Below are 15,537 nucleotides of genomic sequence, written 5' to 3'. Positions count from 1 at the left end.
GAGCCCATAGTAGGTCTGGAGTCGGTTCAGGAGTCGTGACGGCGGTAGACCGGGATGAGCCGGCCTTCCGGGTCGAGGCGCTCGAGCATGGCCTCGGTGATCTCGCCCAGCTGGTCGATCTGCTCGTCGGTCAGCGCGTCGATCACATGGTGCCGCACAGTGGCGACGTGTCCGGGCGCGGAGTCCTGGACCTTCGCCCAGCCGAGCTCGGTGAGCCGGGCGCAGGTGGCGCGTGCGTCGTCTGGACTCCGTCGGCGTTCCACCAGGCCGCGGTCCTCGAGCCGGCGGATCACGTGGGAGAGTCGGGGGAGGGTGGCATTGGTCCGTGCCGCCAGGGTGGTCATCTGCAGGGACTGCTCCTCCGTCTCGGAGAGCACGGCCAGTACGTAGTACTCGAAATGGGTCAGGCCGGCCTCGCGGCGCAGCTGGGAGTCCAGCACACCGGGGAGCAGCTCAAGCACGGCGGTCAGCCGCACCCAAGCGGCCAGCTGTCTCTTGTCCAACCACTGTGCGTCCACAGGTTGATTCTCTCCCGGAAGAGTTGAAGGGACAACTGTCCTGCCTTATGGTGGTTGTAGCGACAATAAAAATGCTGTGCTCGGACCCCGGGTCGCAGCCCTCAGCCTCACACAGGCCGCCCCTCTCGTCGAAAGGTCTCCCTCTCCATGCGTACTCTGCTCAACCCTGCCGCCGCTGCTCCGGCGCTGACCGACCTGGCACTGCTGATCGCCCGGGTGGCGCTGGGAGTCATCCTCGTCGCTCACGGCTGGCAGAAGTTCGACGAATGGACCGTCGCCGGGACGGCGGCCTCCTTCGAAGGCATGGGCGTCCCGGTGCCCTCGGCGAGCGCGGTGATCGTCACCGGTGCCGAGCTGGTCGGCGGGGTGCTGCTGATCCTCGGGCTGCTCACTCCGATCGTGGCCCTCATCAACGCCGTGTCCATGCTCGTGGCCCTGTTCCTGGTGCACGCGCCGGCGGGACTCTTCGTCAGCGAGGGCGGCTATGAGCTCGTCTTGGCGCTCTTCGCCGGGCTGATCATCCTGGCGGCCACCGGGGCGGGCCGTTTCAGCCTGGATCGGCTGATCGCCCCGGCGCGGCGGCGCCGGGCGAAGGTGCGCGCCTGAGGCGCTGAGTGTCGGGTGACTCGCGCGGTGCCAGGTCACTGCGGCAGTCTCCTCATACGACGAAACCCCCGGTCAGAATCGCTCTGACCGGGGGTTTCGTCTGTTCTTCGGAGTCATCTCAGAGGTCTGTCCAGAGACATGCCCCGCAACCCCCGTCCGTGAGGGTAAGGAGAATGTGGTCCTGCCCTCCTGTCGAGCGAGGCTGTCCAGCTCGCCTTGCCCCACGCTCGAGGCATCCTCACATCCTCACTCGATGACTGTCACCACTCGTCGTCCGTCGCGCCGGGCGGACACACTCCTTCTCGTCCGCAAGAATTCTCCAACAACGTCCGAACCCCGGTCTGCTCATCTCAGAGTCGATGTCGATGCTTCCCTCCCGCACCCCGAGTGCCTCGGCTTATTACCCCATGTCTCCAGGGGGTCTCACAGAGCTCATGATGTCCTACCATCGTCGGTAAGCCGCTGCCTCTCGACCACACCGAGGCCGATGTCCCGGCAACGTCGCACGCTGTCTCCGACGCAGTGCGCCACTACCGCGAACCGCGTGGGCTCACACGTGACGAGCTCACCTACGTCCTGCACCACAGCGGCTACGATCTCGACGTCGATGATCTGCGCGGCATCGAGGACCGGCTGACGGTCGCCACTGTCGATGCCCCCACCGCCATCGCCTATGTACTCGAGATCAGCCCCGCAGACCTGCTGACCCACATCCCCGTCGACCAGCCGGTCTCCGAAGGGTCCAGAACTACAGGCCTTCCCTGCGATGTGGAGACCTGTGAACTGCACGACTCGACCTCCGGGAAGACTTCGCTCGATCGGCAGTGCCGCTAGGTATGGAAAGAACAGCTGGTGCGTGACCTGCGCCTCCGCTCCACGCACATCGAGAATAAGCTGCACGGTGCGCAGCTGGAGATCCAGGAGCTCGGTGAGTTGGGCAAGCGGGAGGCTGAGAGGCCTGTGATGCAGCGCCTGTTCGCCCGCGTCCGCGATGATGAGCACAAGCTCTCAGAAGTCGACGTCGCTCTGGCGCTGGCCGAACAGCGTCTCGACAGCTTGAAGGAGAAGCCTGGGTGGTCCTTCTGAATCACCCTCTGACGGCTGACTTCCAGGAGTGGGAGGCTTCGTTGAGGCTTCTGTGACAGAGCGTCGATAAACGTCTGCCGGTACGGTGGAGGTTGAGGCAGATATCGTCGACGGAGGGGATTCGATGGACCGGGATTCTCGGGAGAGGCCTCACGAGGCCGTGCCGAACGGTCCTCCTTGAGCTGCAGCCACCTTGATCAGGCCCGTTCGTCGAGGCTACAGAGACGCGTCGACACAGTGCCCTCAGACACAGAAGAACCCCCGTGAGCATGAGGCTCACGAGGGTTCTTCGTTCTGCAGGATTCGTCGCGACGTCAGCCGGGTCCAGGGATGCGCCGACTTGAGCGTCAGGGTTGTCGTGATGACGGGTGCCTCGAGCTGACTCCGGGACTTGTGCCGACGGCTTGCTATCACATCGAACGAAGGGCCGTTGCGTGTCCCCTCAGCCGCGTCGCTTTCGCTTGGATAGCCAATAGACAAGGTACGACAGGAGTGCAATGACAAGGATTATCACTACAGTGTTTGCTACTGTTGCTGCTTGCATTTTGTCGAATCCTTACTAGTTGTGTTTTATGACTGCCTGGCCATTGATGATGGAGACTTCCATCCATGCTGTCCAGCCAATGGGGAAGCCTTGGAAGGCGACAGAGACATCCGATGAGTAGCGAACCCGGTTGCTGGCCATGCAGTCGAGGCGGTGGTTGCTTAGCGCGCCCCCGATGAATCTGTGCTGGGTGCCATAAGCTCTAGTAATCCGGCCGTCATGTGAGTCGAAGTGGGATCCTTTTTGGATGACTCCGTGGTCTTGGCTCGCATAGCATCCAGTCGCGGTTTTTCCAGAGATGCTGCAGTTGCTCACGGAGCCGCCCAGGAGAGGGTTCACTGTCTCTCCGGCGTCTTCTTCAGGCGGGTCGACCGTAGTAGAGGAGACTGATCCGTCCTCGTAGTACGCTACCGTTTGCTCAACTTCGCCTATAGTGACCGTGTCGACGTCTACAGGATCAGATCCCTCGGAGAGTGAATCCCACGGCTCCCCCTCTTCAAGCTTCTGGAGCAGGTGCTCCTGATCCCCTTGGGGAACGTCGTGCTCATTGAGGAACTGAGTCAGCTCCTGCTCTCCTGCTTCATCGAGAGCTGCACCGTCTGAAGAGGATGCGTGCGCTGGGGGCGCAATAAGCGTTGCGCCCAGACATAGAACGGCGCATATAGCTGACGCATATTTCACTGGAATCCTCCGATGAATAGTTGAGACTCGTCGAAGGGGCGCCCTCACATAACCTGCGCGGCGGCGATTGAGCGTCAGTCTGGCCGTTGCTTAGAAAGCTGTCGTCGATCGAGTCGTTGCTGGATTCTCCAATTCGATCCCTCGCTAGTTCGATCGGCCAACAATCCCACGCTCTCAGCAGACCTCGTTCCCCGTCAAGGACGCGCCTCAATATCGGCGGGTCACGGATTCGCAGGCCCGACAGTGCGGAGAATCAAGCCGTTCGTGTCTAGCGATCGCCCAGAAAATCCTCCCAGGCTGAACATGATATTGATGCTGGGAGGGCTTCAGCTGGGCAGAAGTGGATCAAGTCGTGCTGAGCGTTTCTGCGTCCTCGAGCGTGAAGGGGTGGGTTTGCGCTCGATGTCGAGATCCTCGTCCATGCTCAGGCGTTAGACCACAGGTTCCTGTGCTGCTCGACGTGTGGCAGCGCCTCGGTTCTGGTCGGCTTCACGGGCGCTGGGGCCTGATGCGCGTCCAGCTGAACCATCTGACACGGAAGCCCCCCCCGTGTGCGTAATGCTCACGGGGGTTCTTCGTTCCCTCGGGTCCGGCGTTGGTTCGGGTGGGCAGATCCACTGTGTGCGCTACGAGCGACTGCCCGGGCCGGCGCTCTCTAGGGTGGCATGTGGGATGTTGTTCGCCTGCTGTCAGAAGCGTCTTGTTGCAGCTATGCTGAAAGTGGACCGACGAGCAGATTGACCTGAGAGATATTATGATTGCCTGGATAAGTGCGTTCTTGATACCGATTGTCGTGGGAATCTTGATGCATCCGACAATCACCGCGAAGATGGGACCTAATGGAGTCGTTGGGTATCGCTTCGGCGTCATTGCGGCCAACGATGATACCTGGGAGGCAGCTCACCGGGCTTCCTGGCCCTTGTTGCGTGCTTGTCTGCTGTTGGCTGTCGTGGGTTCAACAGTAGTGCTTCTGATCCAGCTGCTGGGAGATGACGAATACCTGGGGCACGTCGCCGCGTTGCAAGCCTGCGGGTTCCTTGTCGTCGGAACGATCGGCGGAATGATCAAGGCGACTAATGCAGCTCAGGATTGTTTAGCGGAGCTGGAGTCCCCCTCTTCTTCAGGCGCGGCCGATTAGTTGCTCCTTCGTCCTCCACTTGACGCGCTGCGAGGACTGACGAGTCTTTTCACCGGTTAGTCGCTGCCGATGACGGCACTGTCGAGAGCTCCGAGGAGAGCCCGTGGGGCAACCTGACCCGGGGTGGTGAGATGTTCTATCGGGAAGGTCCTCTGCGTGTTCAGCCCACTGATGAGGAGCCGATAGGCTCCAACAACTCAGAGCAGTTGTTGCGCACATCTCCCGCTTCAGGCCCGACCTCATGGACCTCCCAGGTGGACGCCACCTCGAAGGCCCCATCCATCCCGCACGGTCTCCACCAACGAGGCAGCACCAGCCTTCTCCGGCTTCTCAGGGTGGAGCCAGTCCTGGATCTCTGAGGCGCTCACCGGCAACGGCAGCCGGTCATGCAGCCCAGCCAGATCGTTCAGTGATCCACGACTGCCTGGCTCAGATGCCGGCCCGGTGAGAATCGCCGGCGGGAGCCCCAGACGTCATCGCTGGGAGCTTGGGGTCACGCCACCACTGGCAGAGGTCGGCGAAGGGTCAGATGCGGGGCCAGTAGGAGGTACTGACAAAAGTACGCACACGGAACCCTGCTGAGGTGCCTCCGCATACCCCCCCCCACTTAGGCCGGTGGGTTCGCCCCGGACACGACAAAGGCTCTGGTCAGAAGCTTCTGACCAGAGCCTTTGTCATCTCGATGGAGCCACCTGCCGGAATCGAACCGGCGACCTATTCATTACGAGTGAATCGCTCTACCGACTGAGCTAAGGTGGCCTGCCCGCCTGGGCCTGAGGCCCACGCGCGCGATGCACCACATTACTCGGCTCCCGGCACACCGGTCAAAACCGGCCAGGGACAGGTGGGCAGGTCACTGATCCGGGGCTACAGCACCGGTGAGAACTCCTCATGGTTCTCCAGTCGTGCGTCGGCGAGCAGCGGCACCACCTGCACCGGCCCGCGGGCCTCAATGAGCACGCTGCGGGACACCGATCCGAGCAGCGCGCTCGTGATGCCTCCGCGTCCTCGGGTGCCCATCACGGTCAGCTGGGCGCGTGCGGTGGCCGACGCCATCACATGTGCGGCCGAACCTTCTTCGAGCACTCCCTCGATGCTCAGCCCCGGGAAGTGGGAGCCCAGCCAGCGTGCTTCCCCGTCGAGGCGTTCCTGCAGCCCCTGCAGCTCTTTGTCCGTGATGCCGGCGTCCTTCGCGGAGCGCGAGGAGTACCAGAGCACCGACGAGTCGATGGGCGGCAGCGCCAGGAGCACCTCCAGGTTCGTCCCGCGGGCCATGGCCGCCTCTGCGGCGTGCAAGGCCGCCACCCGCCCATGGCGGGACCCGTCGACGCCGACGATCACGGGCCGGTCGTCAGGACGAGGCGTGAACCGGGTGGCGCCGCCGATCATCCCTGGGTCGTATCTGCGATTGACCACCGTGGTGGGGCAGTGTGCGTGGGCGGGAAGCGCGGAGGAGACGGATCCGAGCAGCCGGCCGACGAATCCACCGCGGCCGCGACCGCCGACGACCGCGAAGGCCGCGTTCTCCGATCGGGCGATCATCACCCCTGCGGCATCTCCGTGCTCCACCCGGTACGCGACCGTCCCCGGGTAGTTCCGCAGGTGTTCGCGGGCCTCGTCCAGCATGTCTTCGGCGCCGCGGCGGGCCAGCGAATCGCCGGTGATCTCCGCCGCCGAGTCCACATAGCCGGCGACGGCGCGCGGCACGGTGAAGGCGCTGATCACGGTCAGGGGCAGTGAGCGACGGTGGGCCTCGACCGCGGCATAGTGCAGGGCTCGAGTTCCCTGGTCCGAGGCGTCGAAGCCGACGATGACTCCCAGACCCCGGGACTCGCGCGTGTAGGGGATGGCTCTTCGGTGCCGAGCATCTTCGTTCATGGCGACCTCCTGGGCACAGCGGTGGGCGGAGCTGCCGACGACGGTGCTCACCACCGCTGGCGACGTCACCGTCCTCCAGCTACCGCCATTCTAACGAAGGGCGCCTCTCACCAGCAGGGATGCGGGCCGGTCTCAACATTCCTGACGTCCCTCGAACAGCTCTCCGGTGAGCAGGTAGGAGTCCACGATGTCGGTGACGCAGGTGTTGCCCGGACGGTAGGCGAGATGTCCTTCACCGTCGTAGACCAGCAGCGAAGAGCTCTCCACCATCTGATGCATGTCCTCAGCCCATTGGACCGGGGTCGCCGGGTCTCCGGTGGTGCCGATGAACAGGATCTCCTCGACATCGTCGAGCTGAGGTTCGCCGGGTGCTCCGACCGCTTCGAAGGGCCATTCGGAGCAGGCGATGCCTGAGTGTCCCAGGTAGGGGCCGAAGGTCGGGGCCGCCTCCACCGTCTCGTCGTACTCGGCCTCGATGCTCTCGAGGTCCTCCGAGACCGGATGGTCCAGGCACATGATCGCCCGGAAGGCGAGCTGGCTCTTCCACCCGTAGCTGCCGTCGGGCTCCCGCCCGGCGGCGAGGTCGGCCCAGTCCTGGAAGGAGGAGAGGTCGTCCTCCTGGATCGCGGCACCCAGCGCCTCGTTGAGCATCGGCCAGCCGCCGGAGAAGTACAGGGGCTGGATGAAGCCGCTGACCAGGACGCTGACCGAGATGGTCCGGCCGTCAGGCCCCTCCCGGGGCTCCTCGGAGACCTCTTCGAAGAGTCCGGCGACGGCGTCGACGACGTCCTCGGGCTCGCCGTCCACTGGGCAGCTGTCCTGGGCGGCGCACCATTCGGCATAGCCCTGCAGCGCCGCCTCGAAGCCCACAGCCTGATCCATGGAGAGCTCGTGGTCGCTCAGCGAGGTGTCCATCATCCCGTCGAGCACGAATCGGCCCACAGAGGCCGGGTGCTCCTCGGCGTAGGCGATCCCCAGGTGCGTGCCGTAGGAGAACCCCAGGTAGTGCAGCTGCTCCTCGCCCAGTGCGGCTCGGATGACGTCCATGTCACGGGCCGCGGAGACGGTGTCCACATGCTCCAGCACGTCTCCGGTGTTCTCCAGGCACTGCTCGCCCAGCCACTGGGCGTCTTCGCGGGCCTCTTCGACGGCGGCCTCGTCGTCGAACTCGTCGTCGGCCTCCGCCACGCGCTCCCGGTTTTCGTCCATCTCCTCGTCGGTCAGGCATTCCACCGGCGCGGAGCGGTGCACCCCGCGGGGATCGAAGCCGACGACGTCGTGGTTCTCCAGCAGCTCGGGGGTGAAGAAGTAGCGCAGGTCTTCGGCCACGGAGTCATAGCCCGAGACGCCGGGCCCGCCCGGGTTGATGAGCAGATGCGGGGCGTCCGGGCCGCCCGTGTCGGAGCTGATGATCTGGATCTCGAGGGTCTCACCCTCCGGGTCCGCATAGTCCAGAGGCACCTCGACGGCGGCGCACAGGGCAGAACGCTCACACTCCTCCCACTGCAGCTCCTGCTCATAGAAGCGTGAGTAGGCGGGATCCCCGGCGAAGCCGTGGCCCTCCTGAGCGGTCGCGGTCTGCTCCGGGTCAGCGGGGGAGTCCAGCGGCACGCAGCCGGTCAGCAGCAGCGCGACGGCGCCCGCTCCGGCCAACAACCGTCGGCTCCGTGTCGCAGTGATCGTCATGATGTGGGGCTCCCCTCAGCGTCGGTGGTCCTCGACGGACAGGAAGGACATCATCAGCGCCTCCATGGCCAGCAGCGGTGGTACGTTCTGCCCGATCCGCATGCGGGCGGCGCTGATCGCGTCCAGGCACCCCAGCGCGTGCTCGGGGCTCAGGTTCTCGGCGTAGTCGGTCAGCTCGGCGCGCAGATGGTCGTTGATGAGTTCGACGCCGGCGGAGAGCTTGAGGCTCAGCACGTCTCGGTAGACAGCGGTCAGGTCGATCAGCGCCCGGTCCAGGGAGTCGGCAACGGCGCGCTTGGCCCGACGCGTGTTCTCCTCCTCGAGGCGCTTGAACTGGCTGCGCAGCTTCGGCGGGATCTTCTCCTCCACGTCGAGCCCGAGGGACCTGCGCAGTGCGGCCTGCTCCTGGGCGAGCCGCGCCTCGGCCGCGGACTCGGCATCGGCCTGAGTCATCTCCACGAGCTTCCCTGCGGCCTGGACGGCGTCGGTGGAGGTGCGCACCCGCAGCGGCAGGGTCACCACGTTCTCCCGCCGGCTGCGCACCTCCGGATCGCGGGCGAGCCGGCGGGCGACGCCGACATGGTTCTGCGAGACCCGGGCGGCGAAGTGGGCCTGCTGGGCGTTGAGCCCGTCCCGCGCCACCAGCAGCCGGGCGACCGCCTCGGCCGGGGGGATGCGCAGGCTGACCATCCGGCATCGGGAGCGGATCGTGACCAGCACATCGGCAGGGCTGGGGGCGCAGAGCACCCAGATGGTGTGCGGAGGCGGCTCCTCGATGGCCTTCAGCAGCACATTGGTGGCACGCTCGGTCATCCGATCGGCGTCCTCGACGACGATCACCCGCCAACGGGTTCCCTGCGGCCGATCCTGGGCGGTGGTCACCAGCTCGCGGATGTCCTCGATGCGGTAGGTGACGTTCTCCGTGGAGACCAGCTTCACCGAGGGGTGGGCCCCGGTGATGATGAGCCGACACGTGCGGCAGCTCCCGCAGCCCCGCCCCGCGGGGGATTCGACCTCGCAGTTCAGCGCGGCCGCGAAGGCCCGGGCGGCATTGGAGCGGCCCGAACCCGGCGGGCCGGTGAACAGCCAGGCATGGGCCGGGGCGCTGGAGGTCACTGCGCGGCGCAGCTGGTCCACCACGGGTTCCTGACCGACGAGCTCGCCGAAGACGCCGGTGGGATCCGTCGAGGCAGAGCTGCCGTTCTCGGCGTGCCCGGTCTCCGGGCTGACCACAGGGCTCTCAGTCATCGGGCGCCTCCTGGGTGGCCAGCCCCGTGCCGGCGGGCAGCAGCGCGGCCACACGGGCGCGGATCTGCCGGTGCACAGCGTCGGGGTCCTGGGCGGCGTCGATCACCAGATAGCGTTCCGGCTCACCGGCCGCCCGGGAGAGGAAGGCCTCACGGATGCGGGTGCGGAAGGCGTCGTCGGCGGATTCCATGCGATCACCAGGCCCACCGTCGCGGCCGGCGCGGCGCTGATGGGACACCGTCGGGTCCACGTCCAGGAGGATCGTCAGATCGGCCTGCAGCCCGGTGGTCGCCCAGCCGTTGAGCTCGGCGATCTTCTCGGCACCCAGCCCGCGGCCCACGCCCTGATAGGCGACGGAGGAGTCCACGTAGCGGTCACAGAGCACCGCGGAGCCGGCCTCCAGCGCGGGGCCGATCCGCTGGACCACGTGCGCGGCGCGGGAGGCGGCGAAGAGCAGCGCCTCGGTGCGCGGGTCCACCTCGCCCTGCCCGTGCTCCAGCACCAGAGAGCGGATTCGCTCGCCGACAGGGGTGCCTCCGGGCTCGCGGGTGCGCTCGCAGTCGACGTCGCGGGATCGCAGCCAGGACTCGAGCAGATCCAGCTGCGTGGTCTTGCCGGCGCCGTCGCCGCCCTCGACGACGATGAAGGCGCCGCGGGTGCTGCTGGGCTTGGTCTCTGTCACGCGGACCAGCCTAGCGGCTCCACCTGACGCGTTCACGACGCCGCGGCGGCCCGGCCGATGACCAGGGCGGGCGCCCGGCGCCGTCTCAGAGCATGGACCCCGGCTGCAGGGGCGGTCCGGGGACCCGGGGGTTCGGCTACCGTGGCTGATGTGACTGACGAACGTACCTACCTCGTGTCCGGGGGCCGCGGAGCCCACCAGGAGGGTGCCCCGGTGAACCCGCCGGTGGACTTCACCTCCACCTACCGTTATCGACCCGGTGCGGAGAACCGCTGGGACTATGCCCGCGAAGGGGTGCCGTCCTGGGCGCCCCTGGAGGAGCTGCTGGCCCACCTGGAGGCCGGCACCCGGCAGGGGCACCGCGGGCACGGATTCGTCACCACCGCGGAGGAGCACCCGGTCGCGGTGCTGCCGGGGCTGCTGTTCTCCTCCGGCATGGCGGCGATCTCCGCCGTCACCCACCTGCTCCCCCCGGGAGGTCACCTGATCCTGCCCCGGCACAGCTACATGGGATTCTCCTCCCTGGCCCAGCAGATGGCCGATCGCGGGCTGCTCACCCTGCACCGGGTGGACATCGCCGAGACCGAGGCGGTGAAGACCACCATCGCCGACGTCGCCACCCTCGCCCAGGCGCAGGACTCCCCGGTGATGCTCTGGGTCGAGTCCCCGACGAACCCGATGCTGGAGGTCGCGGATCTGCCGGCGCTGCTGGCCGAGGCCAAGCGGCGTGGGCTGATCACGGTGGTGGACAACACCTTCGCCACGCCGCTGCGTCAGCAGCCGCTGAAGCACGGGGCCGACGTCGTCGTCCACTCGGTGACGAAGTTCCTCGCGGGTCATTCGGACCTCATCATGGGCGCAGCGATCACCGCCGATGAGGAGCTGCACCGGAGGCTGCATGAGCACCGCACGCTGCACGGCGCGATCCCCGGGCCCATGGAGGTCTTCCTCGCGCTGCGCGGGGTCCGCACCCTGGCGGTCCGGCTCGACGCCGCAGAGTCCAACGCCGGAGAGCTGGCCCGCCGCTTCGCCGCGCTGCTGGGCACGGGGGAGACCCAGCTGCGCGGCGTGCGCTACCCAGGTCTGGACACCCACCCCCAGCATTCGCGCGCCGCCGCCCAGCTGGGCGGGTTCGGCGCCATCCTGACCATCGAGCTTCCCGACGGCGACACCGCCGACGCGGTGCTGGAGAACCTGAGCCTATGGACTCCGGCCACCAGCCTCGGGGGAGTGGAGTCGCTCGCGGAGCGGCGACGTCGCCACGCCACCGAGCCTGACACGGTGCCCGACGGGCTCATCCGTCTCTCGGTGGGCATCGAGCATGTGGACGACCTCTATGCGGACCTGCTGCACGCTCTGCGGCTGGTCGCCTCGGAAAACCGCGACGAGAACGGATAACATCGAGTCATGTCCGGAATCTGGTACACCGTCCTCATCTCCGAGGTCTATCTGTTCCTCGCCTTCGCCGTCGTCTGCCTCATCGTGGCTGGCCTGGCGTTGGTGAAATGTCTGCCGAAGAACGCCCAGCGCTTCGACATCGCGTTCAAGCGCACCAAGGGCTTCTGGCTGGGTATGACCGGCGGTGCGGCGCTGCTCTGCCTGTTCGGCGTCTACTCCCAGCTCTTCGGCGGCCCGTTCGGCTTCCTGTTCCCGGTGATCGGGGCGACCATGGCCGCCGTCTATCTGGCCGACGTGGACCCCGCAGTCTCCGAGTGAGCGGCTCCGCCCCTCGTTCCGCGCCCGCTGACGTGCGCCCTCAGTACCGACGTCATCCAACACATCACGCATCGGAAGGGATCACCGCCAGATGAGCTATGACCTCATTCTGCTCCGCCACGGACAGAGCGACTGGAACCAGAAGAACCTCTTCACCGGCTGGGTGGACGTGCCGCTGACCGAGCAGGGCCGTGCCGAGGCCGCCCGGGGCGGTGAGCTGCTCGCCGAGAACGACCTGCTGCCCGACGTGGTCCACACCTCGCTGCTGCAGCGCGCCATCACCACCGCTCACCTCTCGCTGGAGGCCGCCGACCGCCTGTGGATCCCGGTCAAGCGCGACTGGCGTCTCAACGAGCGCCACTACGGCGCGCTGCAGGGCAAGGACAAGTCCCAGGTCCGTGAGGAGTACGGCGACGAGCAGTTCATGACCTGGCGCCGCTCCTACGACACTCCGCCGCCCGAGCTCGACGCCGACGACGAGTTCTCACAGATCGGGGATCCCCGCTACGCGGCCCTCGGGGACGCCGCCCCGCGCACCGAGTGCCTGGCCGACGTCGTCGAGCGTTTCCTGCCCTACTGGGAGGCGGAGGTGATCCCGGACCTGAAGGCGGGGAAGACGGTGCTGCTGGCCGCGCACGGCAACTCGCTGCGCGCCCTGGTGAAGTACCTGGACGGCATCAGCGACGAGGACATCGCGGGGCTGAACATCCCCACCGGCATCCCGCTGCACTACCAGCTGGACGAGGACTTCACACCTGTGACGGCCGGTGGCACCTACCTGGACCCGGAGGCCGCGAAGGACGCCATCCAGGCGGTCGCGAACCAGGGCAAGAAGTGAGCCTGCGGGGCTGAGCCCCGCAGGCCCGGCTCACTCGGCGGGGGTCCTGACGTCCCACTCCCCGGTGACCAGGTAGGCGACCTTCTTGGCCACGGAGACCCCGTGGTCGCCGAAGCGCTCGAAGTACCGGCTGGCCAGAGTGCAGTCGGCGGTGGTCGCGGCCGAGGCGTCCCAGTCCTCCTCGGCGATCAGCCGGAACACCGAAGCGTGCAACGCGTCGATCTCTGCGTTCTCCGCGGCGATCTCCTCCACCAGGGCGAGGTCACGGGTCTGCAGCAGCACCACCACCTTCTCACCCACGTTCTGCGCGTGCCGGGCCATCTTCGCGTAGACCGGCTTCAGATGGTCGGGAGAGACATGGTCCGGGTAGCGCAGCCGCACCAGCTGACCGATGTGTCGGGCGAGGTCTCCCATGCGTTCCAGCGAGGTGCTCATCCGCAGGGCACCCACGATGGTGCGCAGATCGGAGGCGACCGGGCCCTGGAGCGCCAACAGGTCGATCGCGCGCTCGTCGAGGTCGTTCTGCAGGGAGTCGATCCGCTGGTCGGCGGCGATCACCTCCTCGGCCAGCTGCACATCGGCGGCCTCGAAGGCGCGGTAGGCCTTCTGCATGGCCTGCGAGACCAGGGTGGAGATGTCGATCAGCTGCTCACCGAGGTTCTGGAGGTCTTCCTGAAAGAGCTTGCGCACGTGGGACGGGTCCTTTCGTCGAGGTGGAGGCCGCGGCCTGCCGCGGGTGCGCCGACGGATCCCGGAGCATTCCGACGCCCCAGGCTCACTGATGCACGTGAACAGGTGCCCCGGCGCCAGTCAACCATCAGGTGAACGCTTGTTGAACCCCTGCCCGGTGGAGGGGCTGACGGCGACGAGCGCGTGAACACATGCCTAAGCTGTACAGGTGGATTCCCTGCTCATCGCCATCGTCTCCGGTCTGGTCGGCCTGCTCCTCGGCGTGGCCGGGATGCACGCGTTCCGGGTGAGCGAGCTGCAGCGCGCGGCCGGGATCGACGTGGACGAGCCGACCATGCCCGCCGGAGCCACCGAGGTCCTGGCCTCGCTGGGACTGGCCTACATCGTCGTCGACACCGTCGACGGCGTGGTGCGCGCCAATCCGGCCGCCTACGCCTTCGGGCTGGTGCGCGGCCACACGGTGGTGCACCAGGAGCTGCTGGCGCTCACGGCACGGGTGCGTGCCGACGGAGTCATCATCGACCAGGACCGCGAGCTGCCGCGTGGACTGCAGGGCGAGTCGAGCATCGTCGTCCACCTGAGGGTGGCTCCGCTGGGGGACGAGTACATCCTGGTCCTCGCCGAGGACCGCACCGAGTTCTCCCGGACGGAGGCGGTCCGCAACGACTTCGTCGCCAACGTCTCGCACGAGCTGAAGACCCCGGTGGGGGCGATCTCGCTGCTGACCGAGACCATCGAGGACGCCGCCGACGACGAGGTCGCGATCCGGCGCTTCGCCCAGCGGCTGCAGCTGGAGTCCGTCCGGCTCGCCGCGCTGGTCCAGGACATCATCGAGCTCTCCCGCGTGCAGGGGAAGAACGTCGTCCATGCCGGCCTGCCGGTGGACCTCGACGAGGTCATCTCCGAGGCGGTGGACCGCTCCAGGCTCCCGGCCGAGGCCAAGGACATCACCATCAGGGTCGGCGGCTCACTGCCGCGCTGGGTGCATGGGGATCATGACCAGCTCACCATGGCCTTCCGCAACCTCATCGACAACGCGGTGCGATACTCGCCGGAGGGGACCCGGGTCGGGGTCGGGCTCTCCTCCCGCGACGGCATCGCTCAGGTGACCATCACCGATCAGGGCATCGGTATCTCCCCGGAGGACCAGGAGCGCATCTTCGAACGGTTCTACCGGGTGGACGCCGCCCGCTCGCGCCAGACCGGGGGTACCGGTCTGGGGCTGAGCATCGTCAAGCACGTCATCACCAATCACGGGGGCGAGGTCTCCCTCTGGTCCCAGCAGGGCAAGGGGTCCACGTTCACCGTGCGCATCCCGGAGCTCGAGGAGGGCCAGGAGCCCGGTGAGCCGGAGGACGGCGCACCGGCCGACGACGTCGGCCCCCGATCAGACCATGTGCAGTCCGACCGTGCTCGCGCCGGTGAAGGAGGAACAGAGTGACCAGGATTCTCATCGTCGAAGACGAGGCTTCATTCTCCGAGGCCCTGTCGTACACCCTGGAGAAGGAGGGATATGAGGTCTCCGTCGCCGACGACGGCCTCCGTGCTGTGGAGCTCTTCGACAAGGAGGGGGCCGATCTGGTCCTGCTGGACCTGATGCTGCCCGGACAGCCGGGCACGGAGGTGTGCCGGCAGATCCGGCAGCGCTCCAATGTGCCGGTGATCATGCTCACCGCCAAGGACTCGGAGATCGACAAGGTCGTGGGCCTGGAGCTCGGGGCCGATGACTATGTCACCAAGCCCTATTCCTCCCGGGAGCTGCTGGCACGGGTCCGAGCGGTGCTGCGCCGTCATGTGGACACCGAGATCGACGACACCGCCACGGTGGCCGCCGGCCCGGTGCGCATGGACGTGGAGCGGCATCATGTGGAGGTGGGCGGGGAGACGGTGAGCCTGCCGCTGAAGGAGTTCGAGCTGCTGGAGATGCTGCTGCGCAACTCCGGGCGGGTGCTGACCCGCGGTCAGCTCATCGATCGCGTGTGGGGCTCCGACTATGTGGGGGACACCAAGACCCTTGATGTGCACGTGAAGCGCCTGCGCGCGAAGATCGAGCCGGACCCCTCCCAGCCGCAGCACCTGATCACGGTGCGCGGCCTGGGCTACAAGTTCGAGGAGTGAGGCGGCGTCCCGGTGCGGGGCGCTAGACTGAGCGAGGCCCGCTGTGCCCGCAGCCGGGGTGCGGCCGGCCGCCGTGCCCCGCAGCGGCGGGACCTGCAGGGGTCCTGC

At 66.9% G+C, this 15,537-nt stretch carries 16 protein-coding genes and 1 tRNA gene; 9 read left to right on the top strand and 8 right to left on the bottom strand.

All coding sequences use genetic code 11. From position 1 onward, the window contains the following. Nucleotides 1-26: 26 nt before the first annotated feature. Nucleotides 27-518, bottom strand: a complete 492-nt coding sequence (locus HNR09_RS03040) for a MarR family transcriptional regulator (RefSeq protein ID WP_179540709.1) — start codon at nt 516-518, stop codon at nt 27-29. 147 nt (nt 519-665) lie between these two features. Between HNR09_RS03040 and HNR09_RS03035 the strand changes: the two genes are divergently transcribed. The 3 genes from HNR09_RS03035 to HNR09_RS03025 all read left to right on the top strand — a co-directional run bounded on the left by HNR09_RS03035 (nt 666) and on the right by HNR09_RS03025 (nt 2,210). Further along, on the top strand, nt 666-1,124 hold the full coding sequence (locus HNR09_RS03035) for a DoxX family protein (RefSeq protein WP_179540708.1): 459 nt from the start codon (nt 666-668) through the stop codon (nt 1,122-1,124). A 522-nt stretch (nt 1,125-1,646) separates the two neighbouring features. Next, nucleotides 1,647-1,958 (top strand): hypothetical protein, encoded by a 312-nt coding sequence (locus tag HNR09_RS03030; RefSeq protein WP_179540707.1) that lies wholly within the window; start codon nt 1,647-1,649, stop codon nt 1,956-1,958. Between the two features lie 18 nt (nt 1,959-1,976). Beyond that, nucleotides 1,977-2,210 carry a hypothetical protein gene (locus tag HNR09_RS03025; RefSeq protein ID WP_179540706.1) on the top strand — a complete coding sequence of 78 codons (234 nt, stop codon included), beginning with the start codon at nt 1,977-1,979 and terminating at the stop codon, nt 2,208-2,210. A gap of 559 nt (nt 2,211-2,769) precedes the next feature. Here HNR09_RS03025 and HNR09_RS03020 read toward each other — a convergent pair. Beyond that, complete coding sequence (locus HNR09_RS03020; protein WP_179540705.1) at nt 2,770-3,435, bottom strand: hypothetical protein; 666 nt, start codon at nt 3,433-3,435, stop codon at nt 2,770-2,772. A gap of 754 nt (nt 3,436-4,189) precedes the next feature. On the opposite strand from HNR09_RS03020, the gene HNR09_RS03015 reads away from it, so the two are divergent. Then, a complete protein-coding gene (locus tag HNR09_RS03015; RefSeq protein ID WP_179540704.1) occupies nt 4,190-4,573 on the top strand; it encodes an SdpI family protein in 384 nt (127 codons plus the stop codon). Between the two features lie 683 nt (nt 4,574-5,256). Here the strand turns inward: HNR09_RS03015 and HNR09_RS03010 are convergent. The 5 genes from HNR09_RS03010 to tmk all read right to left on the bottom strand — a co-directional run bounded on the left by HNR09_RS03010 (nt 5,257) and on the right by tmk (nt 10,067). Continuing rightward, nucleotides 5,257-5,332 (bottom strand) — tRNA-Thr (locus HNR09_RS03010). Between the two features lie 108 nt (nt 5,333-5,440). After that, nucleotides 5,441-6,451, bottom strand: coding sequence for a universal stress protein (locus HNR09_RS03005; RefSeq protein WP_179540703.1), 1,011 nt, complete (start codon nt 6,449-6,451; stop codon nt 5,441-5,443). Nucleotides 6,452-6,583: 132 nt separating this feature from the next. Beyond that, nucleotides 6,584-8,137, bottom strand: a complete 1,554-nt coding sequence (locus HNR09_RS03000; RefSeq protein WP_179540702.1) for an alpha/beta hydrolase — start codon at nt 8,135-8,137, stop codon at nt 6,584-6,586. Between the two features lie 15 nt (nt 8,138-8,152). After that, nucleotides 8,153-9,385 carry a DNA polymerase III subunit delta' gene (locus HNR09_RS02995; RefSeq protein ID WP_179540701.1) on the bottom strand — a complete coding sequence of 411 codons (1,233 nt, stop codon included), beginning with the start codon at nt 9,383-9,385 and terminating at the stop codon, nt 8,153-8,155. Beyond that, nucleotides 9,378-10,067, bottom strand: coding sequence for a dTMP kinase (gene tmk / locus HNR09_RS02990; RefSeq protein WP_179540700.1), 690 nt, complete (start codon nt 10,065-10,067; stop codon nt 9,378-9,380). The genes HNR09_RS02995 and tmk overlap by 8 nt, the downstream gene beginning before the upstream one ends. 150 nt (nt 10,068-10,217) lie before the next feature. On the opposite strand from tmk, the gene HNR09_RS02985 reads away from it, so the two are divergent. The 3 genes from HNR09_RS02985 (at nt 10,218) to HNR09_RS02975 (ending at nt 12,621) form a co-directional block, all read left to right on the top strand. After that, nucleotides 10,218-11,465: a trans-sulfuration enzyme family protein gene (locus HNR09_RS02985; RefSeq protein ID WP_343047429.1), complete on the top strand. Its 1,248-nt coding sequence runs from the start codon at nt 10,218-10,220 to the stop codon at nt 11,463-11,465. A gap of 9 nt (nt 11,466-11,474) precedes the next feature. Further along, on the top strand, nt 11,475-11,783 hold the full coding sequence (locus HNR09_RS02980; protein WP_179540698.1) for a DUF2516 family protein: 309 nt from the start codon (nt 11,475-11,477) through the stop codon (nt 11,781-11,783). 91 nt (nt 11,784-11,874) lie between these two features. Next, on the top strand, nt 11,875-12,621 hold the full coding sequence (locus tag HNR09_RS02975; protein WP_179540697.1) for a phosphoglyceromutase: 747 nt from the start codon (nt 11,875-11,877) through the stop codon (nt 12,619-12,621). Nucleotides 12,622-12,651: 30 nt separating this feature from the next. Here HNR09_RS02975 and phoU read toward each other — a convergent pair whose 3' ends face one another. Then, complete coding sequence (gene phoU, locus HNR09_RS02970; RefSeq protein WP_179540696.1) at nt 12,652-13,311, bottom strand: phosphate signaling complex protein PhoU; 660 nt, start codon at nt 13,309-13,311, stop codon at nt 12,652-12,654. Nucleotides 13,312-13,519: 208 nt separating this feature from the next. Here phoU and HNR09_RS02965 point away from each other — a divergent pair, with 208 nt between their 5' ends. After that, on the top strand, nt 13,520-14,752 hold the full coding sequence (locus HNR09_RS02965) for a sensor histidine kinase (RefSeq protein WP_343047428.1): 1,233 nt from the start codon (nt 13,520-13,522) through the stop codon (nt 14,750-14,752). Further along, complete coding sequence (locus tag HNR09_RS02960; protein WP_179540695.1) at nt 14,749-15,429, top strand: response regulator; 681 nt, start codon at nt 14,749-14,751, stop codon at nt 15,427-15,429. Before HNR09_RS02965 ends, HNR09_RS02960 begins: the two co-directional genes overlap by 4 nt. The last annotated feature ends 108 nt before the right edge of the window (nt 15,430-15,537 follow it).

This window comes from Nesterenkonia xinjiangensis, from assembly GCF_013410745.1.
GTDB classification, from domain to species: Bacteria; Actinomycetota; Actinomycetes; order Actinomycetales; family Micrococcaceae; genus Nesterenkonia; species Nesterenkonia xinjiangensis.
This window is presented reverse-complemented; position numbering and strand designations above follow the sequence as displayed.

Coding starts and splice junctions, on each gene's coding strand:
- HNR09_RS03035 (WP_179540708.1), top strand. CDS start 666: ATGCGTACTCTGCTCAACCCTGCCGCCGCTGCTCCGGCGCTGACCGAC.
- HNR09_RS03015 (WP_179540704.1), top strand. CDS start 4,190: ATGATTGCCTGGATAAGTGCGTTCTTGATACCGATTGTCGTGGGAATC.
- HNR09_RS03005 (WP_179540703.1), bottom strand. CDS start 6,451: ATGAACGAAGATGCTCGGCACCGAAGAGCCATCCCCTACACGCGCGAG.
- HNR09_RS03000 (WP_179540702.1), bottom strand. CDS start 8,137: ATGACGATCACTGCGACACGGAGCCGACGGTTGTTGGCCGGAGCGGGC.
- HNR09_RS02995 (WP_179540701.1), bottom strand. CDS start 9,385: ATGACTGAGAGCCCTGTGGTCAGCCCGGAGACCGGGCACGCCGAGAAC.
- HNR09_RS02980 (WP_179540698.1), top strand. CDS start 11,475: ATGTCCGGAATCTGGTACACCGTCCTCATCTCCGAGGTCTATCTGTTC.
- HNR09_RS02975 (WP_179540697.1), top strand. CDS start 11,875: ATGAGCTATGACCTCATTCTGCTCCGCCACGGACAGAGCGACTGGAAC.